Genomic DNA, 16,680 nt, shown 5'->3' on the forward strand with positions numbered 1-16,680 from the left:
AAATGTCTCAATTACCAGACTCCATATGAAGTGTTCTGGAAAGAGGTGCGTGGTGCACTTGCAATTTGAATTCACCAAACCTGTTTATTTCTATTGGTGTAAAATGGAATGATAATAATCCTGATCATCAATTCTCTCCTAAAGTGCACGTTGCAACTATGATTGACCAATAGAGAGGAAAAATGGTTGCAATATATTTCCAAGAACCAGCAGTATTTCGGTGCCGGCCCACGTTCTCTCGATGAGGTGTTCCCGATTTCATAAAGCTTTCCATGTATGCCTATCGATTACTTAAGATGCGAACCTTCAGTCCCATCTTTCTCTTTAACCAAGCAAATGCATTCCGTTAATTTAGGCTTACATGTTAGCTGATTATGTTCATATAGGACGGAAAGTATATCCTGCAACATACTACAGCTACAGGAGGCGCTGTTTTGATTTTTGCCGTATTTTTAGTGCATTCAGGATGATAAAATTTAGAACTAGCTTTATCTTTGCATAATATGCTGAAATAGCATGAATAATTATTTCTAACACGAATTCATTTGTGGTCGCTGGGTAAACAAAAGGCAAAACTCATAGTTGGATATTGCTCATTCATTGATTCCGTTGGGATTGCCGGTTTTTGGTTTATTACAGTTACTAAAATTGGAGTTCCCTGAATGGGCTGAAATTAGATTTTTGAAGTGGGTGGTCAATTTTGTTCAAGACAAGGTTTATCTGTATTTTGTAAACTCTTGGTTAATGAAAATAATATTGGAGCATAAGTCGTTAATGTGAATATTCATTCTTTAGCTTGTTGCCTGGGGTAGCCACTAACTGAAATTCATTAGGGTTGTGTTAGGAAATTGGAACGACACCGACCGAGGGTTAGGTTGGCGTCGATATTATGACCTGGTTAATGATCAGAATCTGGAAGGTATTAAAGTTCATATTTCATTCTTGAACATCTGAACAATAGAATTGGAGAAACGGAAAGGATACTCATTATGGAACAGATCAGCTGGAGCGATTTTGAAAAAGTGGAGTTGAGGGTTGGCAGGATTATCGAGGCGGAGGTGTTTGCCGAGGCGAGAAAACCAGCCTATAAACTGCAGATAGATTTTGGCGAGGAGATCGGCATCAGGAAATCGAGCGCCCAGATTACCGAACATTACGCCGCCGACGAACTGGTTGGCAGGCTGGTGGTGGGGGTGGTGAATTTCCCGAAAAAGCAGATCGGTCCGTTCATGTCCGAGTGTTTGACCACCGGCTTTTATGATGCAAACGGCAACGTGCTGCTCTGTACTCCGGATGGGGAGGTGCCACTGGGGGCGAAGTTGCTGTAACTTCTTTTCTGCGGTTTCTGAAGGGTTTCAGGGGAGTAAGGAGCTAGAAAGAAAACCTGTCGATTTACTCTGTGTTCATCTTCCTGCGCGGCATAGGCAGCTCAGGATGATGAACACGGATATCATCCAATCTCAAGCAGGAATGTCGAGCCTCGTTTTACCCGCTCTTTCCTGTTTTGCCCCTCCTTCTTCATTGCTGAAGATAAGGTAATTATTTACCAGATAATTTATGGCAAAAGCGGAGAGTATTCCGCTGCTCTGGGCAAGCAGATAATGGGTGCCGGCATCCGCGAAAAAAAGTGAGACGTAGACGTTCACCACCAGCGTTCCCAGCGAGAGGGTATTGAAATGGACGAATCTCCTGAGCAATGATCCGTTGTGGTTTCGTGCGCCGAAGGTCCAGTAATTGTTCAGTAAGAAATTGTGAATAATGCTGATTTCAGTGGCGATTGCCGAAGCATACAGGTGGCTCACGGTGAAAACTTCGACCATTGCAGCCATAATGACCAGATTGAGAAGTGTGCCGATCACGCCGACTGCAGCAAACTTTATGAAATCACTTTTCAGGTAACTGCTGAATGAGAGACGGAGCTTTTGGGTTGAGAGGTAAATGGGCTGGTGTTGACGGTGTACTTTCATAGTAAAATTCCGAACATTTCCTTATCGTTTATTCATTAACTGGTGGCTGTTCAAAGTTGTGTCAGTAGGTCAGGCCTGGTGCTCAACCGCCATCCGGAAATGTTATGGTAAAGGTTGTCTGCTTCTGGTCGCTTGTAACCGTAATGGTACCGCTGTGCATTTCCATGATTCGCTGGGCGATGGTCAGGCCGAGACCACTGCCTCCATAGGCCTGGGAACGGGATTTTTCCACACGGTAAAACTGTTTGAATATATTCGGGATGTCGGCTGGTGGTATGACAGGACCACTGTTGCTTAAGGATATGACCAAAGAGCCCTTACTTTTCTTGCCGAGGATCTGTAAGGTGCCATTCCTGTCATGATTGTACTTTATTGCATTGTCGATCAGGTTGATGAAAAGACGTAAGAATTTCTCCTGATCAACCTTGACTGTAAGCTGAGGGAGCGAGGTGGTTACGGTTATATTTTTTTCACGTATCACCTCTCGGTAATCTTCGAGAATTGCTGTGATCAGTTGCGGTATATCAACATGTTCCCGATGCACTGTATCCCGTTGTTCCAGCCTGGCAATATTGAGCAGATCACGAATCAGTTTGTTGAGTCGCTGCATGCAATAGAGCTGTTTTTCAAGGTTGGCCCTGGCGTCTTTTTCGAGGTCTCCCGCCAGCATTTCTTCGTGGCCAAGCATGAGAATGGTCAGCGGGCTTTTCATTTCGTGGGCTGCATTTCCCACAAAGTCTTTTTGCCGGTTGAAGGAATGTTCCAGCCGATCAAACATTGAATTGAGTGAGGCTGAAAGTTCATAGAGCTCGTCTCTGCTTTTGCCCAGCGGGATGCGCTCATCGAGTGAGCTTTCCCTGATCCGCGTAATCCTGCGATTGATGATCGAGATCGGGTGCAGCAGTCTGCCAGCCACAAAATACGCTGTGGCAATAATAAGCAATACTGTCAGCAGCAATGAACCGATCAGGCCGTACAGTATCTCACCTAACTCGGCATCCCAGAGCAGTACCGGTTTGGCGATATGAACGGTGATTGTTTCCTTGCCGATTTCATGACGGAACATCCGGACACGAAAATTTATTTGATCTCCGGAAATATCATCTGCCTCATCAAGGGGAATTTGAAAATGTTCAATGGGGACTGTTCGGGTAACAAAATATGCCTTATCAGTATCGGCAGGAGGAAGCTCGGTAAGTTTGGCGAATTTACTGCGAAAAAGTGTGCCACTGATATCACTGTCTATTTTCAGCCAGTAGCCATGATTAAGAAGTTCCAGATCCCCCTCCGATTGCAGAAAGAGTGTGCCATTCTCATCGTAGTGCAATTTTGAAAAAAGAAGTTCTGCAATGTCTGCCAGCTCGTAATCGAGCATTTCATAAATTTCTTCTCGTATTTCGCGATAAAAGTGGCTTGAGAAAAACATCACACAAATAAACGACGCCAGCGATATAAGCGCTGTAAACTTAGTCCTGACCTTCATGTACGCTACCCTTCCAGTCGATAACCGAAACCGCGCACTGTGACAATGAGCTGCGGCATATTGTCTGCTGTAAGCTTCTTTCTGAGATTTTTTATGTGTACATCAATGAAGTTGGACATGCTGAAAGAGTCGAAATCGTCGCCCCAGACATGTTCTGCAAGTGTAAAACGTGAGACGGCTCTGTTTTTGTTGTGGAGCAGGAATTCGAGTATGGCAAATTCCTTGGAAGTGAGACTGACCGGACTACCGTTTATCTGCACTTCCCGGCTGACTGTATTCAACTGCACATGGCCGGCCTCGATGGTTGAGCTCGAGGCACTGCCGCGCCTGAGCAACGCCCTGACCCGTGCAAGCAGTTCAGCGAGTGAAAAGGGTTTGGCCAGATAATCATCGGCGCCAAGATTCAGGCCGTGAACTTTATCATCGATGTCACCCTTGGCTGTCAGCATCAGGATGGGGGTGGCAATGCCGGCAGCCCGAACCTCCCTGAGGATTTGCAGACCATCGATATGTGGCAGCATGATATCAAGGAGGATCAGGTCATAGTTGTCATCCCAAACCTTATCCAGTCCTTTAGCCCCGTCTGAAGCGGTCGTCACCTTGTAATGTTCTTTGTTCAGGACGCTGGCCAGCCGTTCGAGGAGATCCGGTTCGTCGTCTATAATCAGGATGTTCATAACAGGTTGTTTCCTATCTCATTTACCATGGTCAGATCTTTCTGAATGGCCAATGAGTTTGTTTCCACACGGGTGAGTTGCGAATGGCTTTCTGTTGAATCCCAGTTGTACCCGGATAGCAGGCGATAATAATAATGCCCCGCGGGTTTACCCTGTTTTTCCACGACCAGTTCCTGGATAGCGCCTACTTTTTCACATTTGTTGGTGAACCTGTTTTCCGCCAGCATATCCTTTTTATGGGCAACTGCCAGGATGTCCTTGTTGTCGGCCATGGTCGGCGGATGCCAATAGTTATACATCAATGCGCCACTGCCAAATATCTGGCGTCCTGTTGTTTCAGCGACAGATTCAGCGACATCGGCCTCCGGAAGGGGCTTGCTTCGATAGAAGGCCAGCCCGCTGGCAATCTGGTAGTGATCCATGCCGACCACCAACGGTTTGTGTCCTTGTTGTTCAGATACTTTCAGTACCTGTTCATCGACCTGCCGGGCAAGGTCATCCCAGCCAAAGAGAAAGGCCACATTGCGGAAGGGAACACCAGGAATGCCGATTGCGCTGTAATGGAGCAGTCCACCATAGCACAGCACCATTATGATAAGAGTTTTTGGCCACATTCCAGCAACAGCTCTGTTGAACTTGGTGTTGCGACTGAACATGGCCGAGGCCATAAAAGGGATTACCGACAGCCACAGGGGGCCGGTCCAGTTCACTTTTACTTCCTTGGTAATGCTTACCAGAATGAAGATTGATAATGGAACCAGAAGCATTGTCAATCCAAAAAGACGTTGTCTGTTGAATTTGTTGTTAAGGTGGATGCTCGTTTGACCTTTGGAAAACCAATCACCCCAGGCGGAGAGCACCGCCAGAAATCCTGTGGGGGTGAGCAGTAACAAAATACTCGCCAGCAGTTCATGAGTGGAAAATTCTGACGATGCCTGAAGACGTTCCTGGCTTTGGAAAAGAAAAGAAGCCCATTCGTGCTGGGAATTCCACCAGATGACCGGTGAAAAAATGCTGAGGGCGAGAAGGGCGGCGAGGTATGGTTGAGGGCGGAGAAAATACCTTCTGGCCGAGGAGTCAGCCAGCATGAAGAGAATGATGGCCGGAGCAAGAAGGGCGATGGTGTATTTGGAGGCCAGGCCGAGGCCAAGAAAGATTCCAGCGCCATACCAGGCTTTTTCGCGGTTCTGGACAAGGGCGAGATAGAGATAATACAAGGCGCCGGCCCAGCAGGCGATCAAGGGTGCGTCCGGAGTGCTGAGCAGGCCGGTGCAAAAGAAAATCGGCAACACGGCGACCAGCAGCACAGCTCTGAACGCAGTCTCTTCTTCAAACATTCTGGTGCTGAGCCGAAAGGTGAAAAAGGCGGTGACGAACCAGCACAGGAAGGTGAGGAACCTCACTCCCAGTTCGCTGTTGCCGAACAGCAATGTCCCTCCCCGGATCAACAGGGCGACCATTGGTGGATGATCGAGGTAGCCCGGTGCCATATGTTGCGCATAATTCCAGTAGTAGGCCTCTTCCTGCAGGAGTTCGATGTCACCGAGATATACCAGACGAATTATCACAGTGTAGAGGATCAGGCTGCCGCCAAACCAGCGCCAGTAGGCAGGGCGGTTCCGGAGTGGTTGCAAGCTGGTTCTGCTCAGGATAACCGCTGCTGTGAGGCAGCATAGTGTGCAGAGATATTGTGTTACCATGGCCGTGGTCTCAGCCTGGAACAGCGGTAGGGCCAGGACTCCGTCGCGAAGAAACAATCCCAGCAACAGTACCGACAAAAAGGTCAGGTAGTTGGGACCGTTGGTGTTTTGGGCTTTGTAAACTCCGGAATCGGCCGTAAAGGGAAGAATGAAATAGCAGCAATGGGCGGTGATGAACAGGCTGATAAAGCTGGCGGTCGTCTGCTGATACCCGTGTCGGGACATAAAACCGGACAGAAAGAGATCACAGAGTCCCAAAGAGAGCACCAGGAGCAGGAGCGGCAAAGTTTTCCGGGGCTCTATTCTGCCTGCAGTAAGGCGTGACAGTTGCGACAGGTATTGACCGAGTATTGAATAGTTCATCTTGGAGCTGCCACTGAAGCGGTCTTGAAATACTATGGGAACTTCCTGAACCCTGGGAGGCTGTTTGCTGCCGGCTAGTATTTCCAGGCCGATCTTGAACCCGGAAAGATCATTGGTAACCGCGGTGATATACCTTTTGTGAACTGCGAAAAAACCGGCTAACGGGTCCCTGACCCCTGTTAAAATCCTGGCCGGTAGGGATGCCAGTTGTGAGGCGGCTTGCCGGTACTGCGGCCATCCTGGCGTTGCGCCACCGGCGGTATAGCGGCTGCCGATACACATCTCACACTCATCAGCCATGATGGGTGCGATCAGCTCCGGGATAACTTCCGGGGGGTGACTGAGGTCTGCGTCCATCACCACGATCAGGTCGTTGCTGGCGGCTTCGGCGCCTCGTACCACTGCCCCGGTCAGGCCTCGCTCCGTATCACGGCAGATGAGACGAACATCAAGAATTCCTCTGTACCCCTCAATTATTTGCCGGGTATGGTCTTTGGAGCCGTCATCGACGAAAAGTATTTCCGGTGTCATGCCCTGTTGTTGCATCAGCTTTTCAAGGCGATGCAACAGCGGCTCAATATTTCCGGCTTCGTTCAGTGTTGGGATAATAATGGAAAAAGTGTGCATACAATCTTCACTCTTTAAATTTGATTTTGGTATTTACCACTAAGTGGGCAACTGGTTTCCGGCTTAGGGTAGTTGATGTAAATGAAGGGAAGATGAAGAGAACGTGCAGGGGGGGAGAACAAAAAATGAGGATATTCCTTGAATGTCCAGGGAGAGGGGGTGAATCAGAACAAGGGCGAACCGGGGTATGAAAAGAGGTCAGTGATTACATAGGCAGCTTTCACCTTACAACAGGCTTCCTTTAAACAGCCTTTTAAAGCTTTAAAACCTCCAACGTCCCATCTCCTACGTCCAACGAGTTTGTCGAACGTGAAGTTCGTCCAACGCGCAGTTCGTCCGACCTATCCCCTGTCAAATTCGGACTAATAGTATGCTCTCGGTATAAAAAAATCCAGCCACGCAGATTTTACTTTACCTCATTCTGGTTTTGCATGTATGGAGATGCAAGAGCAGCAGTGAAAATGGAATGAATCGCGAAGATTTCGGAGTTTAGAGAATACGCACATATGTTTCAATGTTCCCCGGATTGGATGGGAGGAGGCTGTAACGATGTCACATGATATTGAGCACAAATTGAAACTCAGGCATCTGCAATTGGATGACTATGAGGCAGTTCGGGATATAAGCGGGCGTGTATACAAGGGTGTTTCACCGCCATGGTCGCTAAAAACATTTACCAGGTTGATCGAAACGTTCCCGGAGGGGCAGGTGTGTATCGAAGATCATGGTACGCCTGTGGCCGTAGCTTTTTCCCTGATCATCGACTTCAGTGTTTTCGGCGACAATCATTCCTACGAACAGATTACAGCCGATGGAACCTATACCACCCATGATGTGGAAGGAGACTACCTGTACGGTATTGAAGTTATCGTTGACCCAGAGTTTCAGGGGTTGCGACTCGGTCGTCGGCTCTATGATGCCCGCAAGGAGCTGGCGGAGAACCTGAACCTCAAGGGAATCCTCATCGGTGGCCGCATCCCGGGCTATCATAAATACTCCGAGCAGATGACACCCCAGCAGTACATTATCAAGGTCAAAAATCAGGAGATCTACGATCCTGTACTTACCTTCCAGCTGTCCAACGGCTTTCATGTCAGAAACCTGCTTGACGATTATTGGCCGGAAGATCATCACTCAAAGGGTAATGCGGTGTTGCTCGAATGGATCAATATCTACTACCAAAAGAAGACCAAACTGATAGGCAGGACCCAATCCATTGCCCGAATCGGCGTGGTGCAGTGGCAGATGCGGCGCTTCGATTCCTTCGACGACTTCATGCAGCAGGTTGAGTTTTTTGTTGATACGGTCAGCGACTATAAGTCGGACATCGTCCTCTTTCCAGAACTCTTTAACGCCCCGCTCATTCATACCTATGAAGGTAACAATTCCATGGAGGCCATGCGGATGCTGGCCGGATACACGGAGGACTTCCGGCAGGCCATGACCGAGATGGCGCTGAGCTACAATATTAATATCATCACCGGCAGCGTGCCGCAGATTCGTGACGACGGCAAGCTCTACAACGTCAGTTATCTCTGCCGACGCGATGGTACCTGGGATTACCAGTCGAAACTGCATATCACCCCGGATGAAGACCGCAGCTGGGGATTCACCGGCGGGCATGATCTCAAAGTATTTGATACCGATGTCGGCAAGATAGGTATATTAATTTGCTACGATGTGGAATTTCCTGAACTGGCGCGGCTGCAGGCAGCCAATGGCATGAAAATGCTGTTTGTGCCTTTCTGGACCGATACCAAGACCGGTTATCTCCGAGTGCGGTGCTGTGCCCAGGCCCGGGCTATTGAAAATGAATGTTTTGTTGCCATCTCCGGCAGTGTCGGCAACATCCCGAAAGTTGAGACCATGGGCATACAATATTCACAGTCGGCCATCTTCACGCCGTCGGATTTCTCCTTTCCCCACGATGCCATTGCCTCGGAAGCCACCCCGGGTATCGAGACCACCCTCATTACCGATCTCGATCTGGATCTTATTAAAGAACTGCGATTCAAGGGCAGTGTCCGCAATGCCTTGAGCAGGCGAACAGACCTGTATCAGTTGCGCTGGATAGGAGACGAATGACATCAGCCTGTGGCAGGTTACATACAGGGTGACCTGCCAGAGTATTCAAGGGCTCTCAGGACCGGCCTGAAAGCTTGGAATAATGCCGTGATGGTAAGGGCGGGCATGAGTGGTTAGGCCCATGAGGTTCCTTGATTGAAGCTCAAGGTATACTGATGCCAAAGAGACTGTGCAGCCTGTTAAAAAGGTTGAGAGCATAAAAGTCATACGCCTCAATCCTTACACCTGCCCCTTCACGTTTTCAATGCAGTGCTTTCCCCGTGCTGCTCATCGCCAGATTACCGTCACGTACGCCGCGCAGGGAGATCAGTCTGTCGGCCAGATCCTGTACCTCTTTGGCCTTGCCCTTGACGATAATAACTTCCAGGCAGTTGTGGTGATCCATGTGCACGTGGGTGGTGGAGACGATATGATGGTGGTAGTCGTGTTGGACCTCTGTCACCTTTTCCTGCAGTTTATGCTGGTGGTGGTCGTAGACCAGACTGATGACGCCCATTATCTGTCTGTCTTCCTCCCACTCGGTTTTCACGAAGGCTTTGCGAATGAGATCCCTGATCGCCTCCGAGCGGTTGCTGTAACTCCGTGCCTTGATATGCTCATCAAAGATTTCGAGAAGATTGTCTTCAAGGGAGATTGAAAAACGTTTCAGCATTGAGGCGACCCCTCCTTAGGGCAACGAATTAACAGTTGGACCTTCTTTCTTGTGAGAACTTCAGGCCAGGGATTTTCTCAGGGGCAGACCACCTGGAGAGTATGGCTCTGAACAATTACTACAACTCGACACTGTAGCATATCTTGTTGCAGAGTCCTAGCGTGATCGGTTGAGATTTCTTCTGATTTTCAGCCGCGACGTTTATGGTTGGAGACGTTTTTCAGGCTATGCCTCAAAAAGAATATCAGCAGGACAAAGAGCGCGAGAGTGTACCACGGTGTCCAGCCCACGGCGGAGATAAAGCTCTGGGCCTCAACCATCTCCTCAGACCATTCCGGGTGATGAGCGCCGGTGCGCGCCCGTGTCTGCTGCATCAACACGGCAAAGAAAACACCAATCAGGCCATAACCCAGATTAAACACCAACCCCTTGAAGCTGAGTACCGTGGCTCTTTGGTCAGAGCTGGTGACGCGGTTCAGGTAGTGGCTGGTAAAGAAACTGACCATCATCAGTCCGATCGAGACAAAAGCCACCGGCAATACACCGAAATAAGGCACGAAAAGCGACAACAGAAAGAGCCCGACGATGGAGAAGCCAAAAAGGAAGAATACGTTTTGCGTGGGGGTGAAACGTTCGACCATTTTCTCGCAGATTTTCGGGACTACCAGGCCAAGTAAAGACATGGTCGCCAGGATCAGACCGAAGCTTGCCTCGGGCAACTGGATGAGCCGGAAGTATTGACTGGTCATGGTTATCAGCAGTCTCAGCACATGATCGTAGAACATACCGCAGAGAATAACCGCGGTAGCGAACGGAGTCTTTAATATCCAGACGCATGCCTTTCCCGTAATCTTCAAGGCTTCGGTCATGTTTTTTGAGAAACTGCCATGGCTGTTATGTTTCTGGTAGTTTTCGGCTGGGTCGTGGAACATCAGGGAAACAGCAGTCGCCATAAAAGCCAGCACCAGGGTCAGAAAGACCGGGTAGCGCATGGAATCCTGCTGGGTGACGGTGGCGGTGGAACCGACCAAGCTGAGCAATCTGTTGATTACAGCCGGGTCATAAACCAGGGCGCCCGTGGTGGCAGTAAGCAGCCCGACCAGCGCTTTTAAGCGCATCTGAAGACTCAGCACTTTGGGCCAGCAATCGCGCATATTGTTGTTGGCGAGAGTGTCATAGGCCAGGGCCTCATCGGCACCGCTGGCCATGGCTTCGGCTAAGCCGCTGATTACGCGATTGAACATGAAGGCGTAAAAAACCAAAGTGATATTGTGCAGCGGCACGAAAGCGATCACACCAAGTTCGAAGATCATCAGGAACGAGGTCGTCACAATGAGCTTTTTCCTGCCGAGAATATCAGCCAGTGCGCCGGAAGGGACTTCTGCGGCGACGATGGTTATGGCCCAGACCGTGTTTAACAGAGCGAATTGCTCAATTGTCAGACCGTAGTCAAGAAAAAGAATTGTGAAAACAGGGTAATAGAACCGTGCATTGAAAAGAATCCGAAAAGCCAGGAACAGCTTGATATTTTTGAGCGCAAAAGGAGAACCTGTTGTACAGCCATTGGCCATGATCGATCCGTGCAAACTGTGATTTGTTGATATTATTGCGACTTCGGTCCAGCAATTACAATAATCTTTCAGCCGGGAGATTTCATGAAAAAATCAGCAATGTTAGAGGAGAAGGGAGGATGTTGTTGGAATGATGGTTGTAACTGACGAAATTTTTAATTGAAAAGGTGGGTAGTGTGAGGTGAGTGGAGGGAGATGAGAGTTGGGAGGTGGGAGGTGGGAAGGCTGGTCTTTGTAGATAGCCAGATCGACGCCGGCTTTCACCTCCCGCCTCACTGTTGAGGTAGAAACGTACCATATTGAAAGATGATACAGAATTCTGAACACTACCCTCGTTCCTCTTGCCTGTCTCCTGGTCTAGCCGAAACATATAGGACGGGATGATCGATAATATCCTGTTATCGTTGATCTTTGTTGTTGTTCGCAGCGCAGGGCAGCCAGTTATCTTTTAAGTCTGTTAATAACTTCCTTATGTTCTTTTGAGACCCGAAAACTCTCGCGGGATTTTTGTATAGCCTTGTTGTGGGTTGTATTATCAAGGCGGTTGTCTTTAAAGAATCGTATCGTATCTTCCGGGAATTTTGCCATGCATACCGAAATAAGCCACGCATTGGCCATATGTACATAATATCCCTGATGAGTCACGGCCTGGGAGAGGGTGAAGATTGTTTCGAGATTCTCCTTTTGCATATAATGGGCTAGAAGAATCACAAGTGCCGCGCGAACAAAAAACTCTTTCTCTGATTGCAGCCAGAGCCTGACAATATCAAGAACCACCTCTTTTTCATGAGCGATATTTTTATAGTCGCAGATGGTTGAGTCGACCTGTGCCCAGTTGTCAACTTTATCGAGGAATCTCTCAGTTAAGGGCAAAAGCTCTGAGAACGTTTTATCGAGATAGGAGAGTGTCATGCCTTCGAGCAATATCAGTTCATAGACATTATTCTTATCAGATTCGATAAACGTCAGTGCCTCTCCTTTGGCGATCTTTTTGGCAAGTTTTCGTAACGCGGGAACACGTACCCCGATGGTTGTTTGTCGGGTGGGAATAATTTTGGTATTGAACTTCTTGTATTGAGTGTCGGAGAGTTTCTCCAATTCTTGCATTACGTTCATCTGATTTCCTCTATACTGCCCGGTTGCGACAATTCGAGCCATGAGGTTTCCCTCCTGGCTGTTTCCATACGTGTACTGTCAGGCTGCGCGGCTTCGATAGCTGGCGGCCCACGCCAGTATTTGCCAAGCAACGGCACAATTGATATTAAATCGGTTTCCGACACATCGTCATCGTATGGTCAGTAGGTGGAGATACGGTACTATAATGATCGATTCGAACAGATTGACGAGATATATCTATCAGGTAACTGTATCGCTGCCAGCCAATTATCCGTCGGAGATTCGTTTACCGGGCAACGCTACAATGGAGTAAATGGAAGGTGTACTCCCAGATATTATGACGTGCGGAAATTGGCAAAATCTTCATGCTCTATAGAAATCCGGTAGGGGAACTATTCAATTTTTCAGGTGTATCACCCACCATAATTGTCTGGTCCATTCTTATTCCTTTTGTCTCTGTACCTTGTCCGGATTTTTAACCGGGACAGCCTCTAAGGTCGCTTGGTAAAGGCTCGGTGTATATCGTGCGCTGCGCACTATTTATAGGCTGTTTCCATTTTCTTCTCCAGCCTGCCCACCAAAAGAGATAAGCTCAGGCATACCAGCAGATACATGGCTGTGATAGTCAGCCACACCTCGATGGTAGCCTGGGTGGAGGCCATTACCTGCATGCCCTGAAAGGTGAGTTCCTGTATCGAGATGATGGAGACGATGGACGAGTACTTGATGGTGTTGATAAATTCATTTGCCAGTGGTGGCAGCATAATGCGGGTTGCCTGGGGCATGATGATATGGCGCATCTGCTGATATTTTGAGAGTCCCTGTGAGCTGGATGCCTCCCATTGGCCGGTATCGATGGATTGGATTCCTGCCCGCACGATTTCGGTGATATAGGCTCCCTGGAAGAGCCCGATGGTAAGTACTCCGGAGAGAAACGGGGTGATCAGTTGTGGAGTAGCAGTAAAAAAGGCGAGTTTATCCTGTAGCTCCGGGCCTGCGGCACGGTAAAAATCCTCGATGCCGAAGAGTGGTAAAAGCTGATCGCTGACGAAATAATAGAAGATAAAGACCAGGACCAGAGGCGGGGTATTCCTTATCAGCTCAACATAGCTTGTACCGATAAGGCGAAACACCAACCTTTTCGCAATACGCATCAGCCCCATGGCCACACCCATCACGGTTGCCAGCAGCATTCCCCAGATGCTGAGCCTGATGGTGGTAAAAAGCCCTTCCAGCAGGACATTGGCTCCCCAGCGGCCTGTCTCCTGATCTAGTCGGAACATATAGGTCGGGATGATCGACCAGTTCCAGTTATAGTTGAGCCCGTAAAACAACCGGTAGCCGAGAAAGCCGGCGAAACCAACAACCATGAGTATGGCTATCCAGTCGAGCAGGGTAAGTTTTCGTGTTTCGTGCTGCATGGGGAATGTCTTTCCAGCTGAACCGTTGGTGGTGTCGGTTGTTGATTGGTATTGGTGGCTTATGTTGCTTGTGAAAATGATCTGCGGAATTGGGCAGAAGGTGCGAATTTCTTTTCAGTTCAGGCAGCGTCAGGTTCGAAGTTTTGACTGTAAACTAGAGTTTGCCATGTGAGCAGTCAAAACACTGAAGAAGATGGCGCTGCATGGACTGTACCCCAAGACCATTTCTTTCAGGGCACTTTCGGTGAACATTATGGAGATCCGCTGCATGTACATTGAGGCCTTATGCGTTCTTAACCCTATATCAAATAGTGATCGCCATAATGTTCATAAGAAATTGGCAACTATTCTACCTGGCTTAACCAATCTTTGGTCCCAAACCAATACTGATGCTTCTCCTCAAGCCAACCTTCCATTTTCACACCGGTGATCCAGCTATTGAAATAGTTGAGGGTGTCCGGGTCGCCTTTTTGCATGGCAAAACCGATGGGCTCTTTGGTGAAGTTTTCGGCAAGAGGCAGAAACAGGCTGTCCGCATAGTCAACCGCTTCATAGGCTGGTTTAGGTGCAGAGCCAACAACCGCATGAACTTTACCGTTTCTCAGCTCCTGGTATGCCTGGGGCTCGTTATCAAACATTCTGAGCTGGGCGTTTGGCAGGTATTTCTTGGCGGCAGCGGCAGCGGTGGTGCCAAGTTTTACAGCAATCTGTACATCCTTTCTGTTGAACTGCTCAAGTGAGTTGAAACCTGCTGCCAGCTCCTTGTGGGCAACAATGGACATGCCGGAATAATCGTATGGTATGGAGAAGTTCACCTTCAGGGCACGTTTCGGGGTGATGCCCATGCCGCCGATGATAACATCAAACTTGCCGGTCAAAAGCGCAGGGATGATTCCGGACCAGGCGGTGGGAACGAACTCCACTTTCACGCCCATATCCTCAGCTAAACGCTTAGCTACATCGATTTCAAAACCGATCAACTCGCCATTTTTATCTTTCATTGCCCAGGGCTGAAAGATGTCCATGCCAACACGCAGAGTGCCGCGTTTCATGACCTGCTCAATGGTGCTGTCTTGAGCTAACTGCTGCTGGATGGACGCAGCAAAAGCTGTTCCACTTACGGACAGCAGCAATGCCAGGCTGAGTACCAGAGCGGATAATGTGGTTCTCTTCATCTGATTTCCTCCAGAATAAGGTTCTAGGATGTATTGGTTTAACATCAGTTTTTTTATGAAATAGCTCGTACACATCAAATCATGAGAGCTTCATTCGCAGCTCCATGACAGTGACCACCACTGAAAGAATCACGGTGATTACCAGATACATGGCGGCAACGGTGAACCAGATCTCAAAAGTCAGGTATGTTTCGGCGATAAGGGCCTGGGCCTGCATGGTCAGGTCGTAAATGGCAATGGTACTGACCAGGGCGGAATCTTTAATAAGCGAAATAGTCTGACTGGTGAGTGGCGGCAGCATGGTTCGCACAGCCTGGGGCAAAATGATATGACGATAGGTCTGGAAATTATTGTGACCAAGGCTGTAGGCTGCCTCATACTGGCCTTTTGAGACCGAAAGAATGCCTGAACGGAAAATCTCAGAGGCATACGCTCCCTCAAAAAGGCTCAAGGCAAGGATTGCCGCGGGAACTCTTTCAAGCCCAAGGACAGGGCCAAGTACGAAATATATAAAAAATATCTGGATCAGCAGCGGGGTATTGCGACTGGTTTCCAGGTATATTCGGGCAAGTGTGCTGGCAACAGGAGAGGAGGAAAGTCGAAAGATGGCCGTTACCAGACCTATGACAAGAGAGAAAATCAGACTAATAGCAGAAATTTTCAGGGTAATTTGCAACCCTTGGAGCAGTGGCCCTGCGGAGAAACCATTTTCGTCCCATGTGTAGATGAACTTGGGGATCTGGTACCACTGCCAGTTATAGCTGATATTGTCTATGCTTATGGCGGCAAGCCAATACAGTCCCCACACCAGCAGCAGAAACTGCATCACGTCAATGAGCGGTGAGCGCAATATGCTCCGCATCTGCTTAAAATAGAGCGACGATTTAGAAAGATTCTGCATGAACATTCAATGAATTCAGGAGCGGGAAGACTATGTAGGAATGAATTTTTTTCTCAATTATCAGAATCCTACATGAAATAGATACGAATTACCATCGTCAATTTCGCCAGCCATGTCTGGGGATTGGACTATTCCCCAGACCTTCGGTAGCTGTTTGCACGCTAATGAGTGGTACAGCATCTGATCACGACTAGCATGGTGACATAGTAGTCACTGAATTTGTTTAATAAAGGGTGTTTTTAGTCTTTATTAAAAACCTCAATGGCATTGGCCGGGCAGACTGTGTAACAATCTCCACACACATCACAGCGGGTCGGGTCGATGAGGTACTGTCCGGCAGATTCCGAAATGGCCTTAAACGAGCACCTCTCAAAACATTCCCCACAGTTGATGCATCCGTCGGAGATGCGTACTCCCCTGAATGGGTATTCCATAGCCCCGAAGGTAAAGCGGGTGCGTTTAAGTTTGTGATCCCGTTTTTCCATGGCAAAGTCAAAATCATAAATCTCACCAGCGGCACGGTAGAGGCAGAAGGTGGTCATTGCCGGATATTTCTCTATATCTTTGACCCCAAGCTCAAACATGCTGTTTGCAGCAGCTTTTTCTTTGAGCTGCTCCAGGCTGATTTCCTTGACACTACCTGAAACACTGATGGTGTAGCCCGGCTGAAAATAGGGCATACCATGTTCATCGTGACTAATAGCTGATACCGGGTAGATACCGCAGATCGCCACTTTACCCGATTCAACCAGCTGGGAGTAAAAGGGTTTGACCGTCATGGTCCTGAAATACAAGCCTTCACTGTCATGGGCGAAGAGATGGGCAATACGGGTACGAGGTTCACCATTTTCGACGGTCGCGAATGTAAGAGATCCGATTTGATCAAAGAGTTGGTAGATTCCCTGAATGTTCATAGTAACAACCTCAAGCTGGAATTATGGA

At 48.5% G+C, this 16,680-nt stretch carries 13 protein-coding genes; 2 read left to right on the plus strand and 11 right to left on the minus strand.

All coding sequences use genetic code 11. The features are described 5' to 3' along the window. Positions 1 to 989 precede the first annotated feature (989 nt). Positions 990 to 1,328 (plus strand): tRNA-binding protein, encoded by a 339-nt coding sequence (locus ACN5NT_RS13855; protein ID WP_136798952.1) that lies wholly within the window; start codon positions 990 to 992, stop codon positions 1,326 to 1,328. Between the two features lie 132 nt (positions 1,329 to 1,460). Here ACN5NT_RS13855 and ACN5NT_RS13860 read toward each other — a convergent pair whose 3' ends face one another. From ACN5NT_RS13860 to ACN5NT_RS13875, 4 genes are all read right to left on the minus strand, one after another. Further along, complete coding sequence (locus ACN5NT_RS13860) at positions 1,461 to 1,967, minus strand: GtrA family protein (RefSeq protein ID WP_136798953.1); 507 nt, start codon at positions 1,965 to 1,967, stop codon at positions 1,461 to 1,463. Between the two features lie 82 nt (positions 1,968 to 2,049). Continuing rightward, the gene (locus ACN5NT_RS13865; protein ID WP_136798954.1) at positions 2,050 to 3,450 is read right to left on the minus strand and encodes a sensor histidine kinase; all 1,401 of its coding nucleotides are present in this window, start codon (positions 3,448 to 3,450) and stop codon (positions 2,050 to 2,052) included. A gap of 5 nt (positions 3,451 to 3,455) precedes the next feature. After that, a complete protein-coding gene (locus ACN5NT_RS13870; RefSeq protein WP_136798955.1) occupies positions 3,456 to 4,127 on the minus strand; it encodes a response regulator transcription factor in 672 nt (223 codons plus the stop codon). Further along, entirely contained in the window at positions 4,124 to 6,817 is a 2,694-nt protein-coding gene (locus ACN5NT_RS13875; RefSeq protein ID WP_419175807.1) for a glycosyltransferase family 39 protein, read from the minus strand. The genes ACN5NT_RS13870 and ACN5NT_RS13875 overlap by 4 nt, the downstream gene beginning before the upstream one ends. A gap of 549 nt (positions 6,818 to 7,366) precedes the next feature. Here ACN5NT_RS13875 and ACN5NT_RS13880 point away from each other — a divergent pair. Beyond that, a complete protein-coding gene (locus ACN5NT_RS13880; RefSeq protein ID WP_136798957.1) occupies positions 7,367 to 8,902 on the plus strand; it encodes a bifunctional GNAT family N-acetyltransferase/carbon-nitrogen hydrolase family protein in 1,536 nt (511 codons plus the stop codon). 241 nt (positions 8,903 to 9,143) lie between these two features. Here the strand turns inward: ACN5NT_RS13880 and nikR are convergent, their stop codons facing one another. From nikR to ACN5NT_RS13915, 7 genes are all read right to left on the minus strand, one after another. Continuing rightward, positions 9,144 to 9,554, minus strand: coding sequence for a nickel-responsive transcriptional regulator NikR (gene nikR, locus ACN5NT_RS13885; RefSeq protein ID WP_136798958.1), 411 nt, complete (start codon positions 9,552 to 9,554; stop codon positions 9,144 to 9,146). 188 nt (positions 9,555 to 9,742) lie between these two features. Then, positions 9,743 to 11,125 (minus strand): MFS transporter, encoded by a 1,383-nt coding sequence (locus ACN5NT_RS13890; protein WP_136798959.1) that lies wholly within the window; start codon positions 11,123 to 11,125, stop codon positions 9,743 to 9,745. Positions 11,126 to 11,566: 441 nt separating this feature from the next. Continuing rightward, positions 11,567 to 12,241, minus strand: a complete 675-nt coding sequence (locus ACN5NT_RS13895) for a DNA alkylation repair protein (protein WP_167495857.1) — start codon at positions 12,239 to 12,241, stop codon at positions 11,567 to 11,569. 536 nt (positions 12,242 to 12,777) lie between these two features. Beyond that, positions 12,778 to 13,662, minus strand: a complete 885-nt coding sequence (locus ACN5NT_RS13900) for an amino acid ABC transporter permease (protein ID WP_419175808.1) — start codon at positions 13,660 to 13,662, stop codon at positions 12,778 to 12,780. A 344-nt stretch (positions 13,663 to 14,006) separates the two neighbouring features. Continuing rightward, on the minus strand, positions 14,007 to 14,837 hold the full coding sequence (locus ACN5NT_RS13905; protein WP_419175809.1) for a transporter substrate-binding domain-containing protein: 831 nt from the start codon (positions 14,835 to 14,837) through the stop codon (positions 14,007 to 14,009). 79 nt (positions 14,838 to 14,916) lie between these two features. Next, positions 14,917 to 15,738: an amino acid ABC transporter permease gene (locus tag ACN5NT_RS13910; RefSeq protein WP_228721452.1), complete on the minus strand. Its 822-nt coding sequence runs from the start codon at positions 15,736 to 15,738 to the stop codon at positions 14,917 to 14,919. Positions 15,739 to 15,977: 239 nt separating this feature from the next. Beyond that, entirely contained in the window at positions 15,978 to 16,652 is a 675-nt protein-coding gene (locus tag ACN5NT_RS13915) for a 4Fe-4S binding protein (RefSeq protein WP_136798963.1), read from the minus strand. Positions 16,653 to 16,680: the final 28 nt, after the last annotated feature.

Origin of the sequence: Desulfosediminicola sp. (genome assembly GCF_048381775.1) — a bacterium.
Classification (GTDB): Bacteria; Desulfobacterota; Desulfobulbia; order Desulfobulbales; family Desulfocapsaceae; genus Desulfopila; species Desulfopila ganghwensis.

Coding starts and splice junctions, on each gene's coding strand:
- ACN5NT_RS13855 (WP_136798952.1), top strand. CDS start 990: ATGGAACAGATCAGCTGGAGCGATTTTGAAAAAGTGGAGTTGAGGGTT.
- ACN5NT_RS13890 (WP_136798959.1), bottom strand. CDS start 11,125: ATGGCCAATGGCTGTACAACAGGTTCTCCTTTTGCGCTCAAAAATATC.
- ACN5NT_RS13905 (WP_419175809.1), bottom strand. CDS start 14,837: ATGAAGAGAACCACATTATCCGCTCTGGTACTCAGCCTGGCATTGCTG.
- ACN5NT_RS13870 (WP_136798955.1), bottom strand. CDS start 4,127: ATGAACATCCTGATTATAGACGACGAACCGGATCTCCTCGAACGGCTG.
- ACN5NT_RS13915 (WP_136798963.1), bottom strand. CDS start 16,652: ATGAACATTCAGGGAATCTACCAACTCTTTGATCAAATCGGATCTCTT.
- nikR (WP_136798958.1), bottom strand. CDS start 9,554: ATGCTGAAACGTTTTTCAATCTCCCTTGAAGACAATCTTCTCGAAATC.
- ACN5NT_RS13910 (WP_228721452.1), bottom strand. CDS start 15,738: ATGCAGAATCTTTCTAAATCGTCGCTCTATTTTAAGCAGATGCGGAGC.
- ACN5NT_RS13880 (WP_136798957.1), top strand. CDS start 7,367: ATGTCACATGATATTGAGCACAAATTGAAACTCAGGCATCTGCAATTG.
- ACN5NT_RS13895 (WP_167495857.1), bottom strand. CDS start 12,241: ATGAACGTAATGCAAGAATTGGAGAAACTCTCCGACACTCAATACAAG.
- ACN5NT_RS13875 (WP_419175807.1), bottom strand. CDS start 6,817: ATGCACACTTTTTCCATTATTATCCCAACACTGAACGAAGCCGGAAAT.
- ACN5NT_RS13900 (WP_419175808.1), bottom strand. CDS start 13,662: ATGCAGCACGAAACACGAAAACTTACCCTGCTCGACTGGATAGCCATA.
- ACN5NT_RS13860 (WP_136798953.1), bottom strand. CDS start 1,967: ATGAAAGTACACCGTCAACACCAGCCCATTTACCTCTCAACCCAAAAG.
- ACN5NT_RS13865 (WP_136798954.1), bottom strand. CDS start 3,450: ATGAAGGTCAGGACTAAGTTTACAGCGCTTATATCGCTGGCGTCGTTT.